Origin of the sequence: Aquirufa beregesia (assembly GCF_011090385.1) — a bacterium.
In the GTDB taxonomy this organism is placed as follows: domain Bacteria; phylum Bacteroidota; class Bacteroidia; order Cytophagales; family Spirosomataceae; genus Aquirufa; species Aquirufa beregesia.
The window spans coordinates 1-1334 of record NZ_SEWW01000021.1; the positions used below are offsets into that span (position 1 = coordinate 1).

A 1334-nucleotide genomic window follows, 5' to 3' on the forward strand; every position below is an offset into this window, starting at 1 on the left:
CAATACTGTCCTAAACGTTTTTGATTTCCGTAAAACTACTTGATTGCTATGAAATTGGAGGTATTTTATTGTTTTTAAAAAAGTAACCCCTGTACATATTTATCGTTTGGTTCTTTTGGGGGTTCACCAAAGGGTTTATCAAGCCAAATATGTAGGTCTATTTTCACGAAAATATTCAGCCGAATAAATGCGACCAAGTTGGATAAATGCCAGCCATATTTAGCCATTGCTTTCAGGGCTTTTAACATCAAAATAGTAATCAGTGCTGTCCATATTTGTATCATAACTGCATTTTTTGTTGTTCCTATGAAACTCTTAATATGTAACAGGTTTTTAATCTCTCTAAAGAAGATTTCTATTTGCCATCGACTCTTATACAGCTCACTGATGGTGTTTGCTGTCCAAGACATTTGGTTGGTGATTAGCTCAATGGTTTGTTGGTTCTTTTCATCCCAAATGGCCACTCTACGAAATTTCTTGTGATACTTCCCTTTTGATACAAGCCCTTTTAACTCGATGATTTCATCGATAAGTATATGCTCACAGCTATTTTCAGGTAACTTATTTTCTTTTATTGTCAGGTAATTTAAGTTGTGTTTATGTCGAATCACAAAGAATACCTGATTACTATCCCAAGCATTCAGTAAGTTGAAATCATTGTAAAAACGATCCGCAACAATCACGCTTCCTTTTTGTAGAGGAATATCAACAGCTCCTTTGTTGTCAGCAGTCTTACCATCGGTAATATTCACGTAAACAGGAAGCTGGCCCTCATAGTCAAGCAGCGTATGCATTTTTACGGCTCCTTTGGCAGTCTTGTATTTAGCCCAGTCAAATAAAGAAAGACAAAGGCTTATGGTCGTCGAGTCCAAAAGAAAGATCTTCGATTTAATTCTAAACTTAACTCGTTTAAACTGACTAAGCTGTCCTAGACTTTCCAACAGACTGAAATAGTATTCCTTGAATAAGTTGTGATCCCGATTTTTGTTCTGGTAGCTAACCGAGGACTTGGATGGAGCCTTTTGAATACCCAAGTGATTTAAATTTCCTGTGGCAGAACGTAGACCATTACTAATATCTCGAACCGAGGTACTCTTGGCAAACTGACAAAAAAGCATGGACACTAAATGCGTCCAGCTGTCAAAGCCTTTATTGTGTTTGTCAGTCTGTTTTTTACTTACTAATTGAGTGAATTTACCTCGGTCAAGTTTGGAGATAATTTGAGAAAATAAACTTATGTTTGCCATGGGAAGAGGGTTAGTTTTTTTGTGCACCTCAAAGTTAATTGAGTTAAAAAACTTCTCTTCCTTTTTTAATCGTTTAGGACGCTATTG

General features: G+C 36.4%; 1 protein-coding gene. It reads right to left on the minus strand.

Features of this window, described 5'->3' with window-relative positions:
* Positions 1–74: 74 nt before the first annotated feature.
* Entirely contained in the window at positions 75–1247 is a 1173-nt protein-coding gene (locus EWU23_RS13695; protein WP_166233175.1) for an IS4 family transposase, read from the minus strand.
* Between the last annotated feature and the right edge of the window lie 87 nt (positions 1248–1334).

Coding starts and splice junctions, on each gene's coding strand:
- EWU23_RS13695 (WP_166233175.1), bottom strand. CDS start 1,247: ATGGCAAACATAAGTTTATTTTCTCAAATTATCTCCAAACTTGACCGA.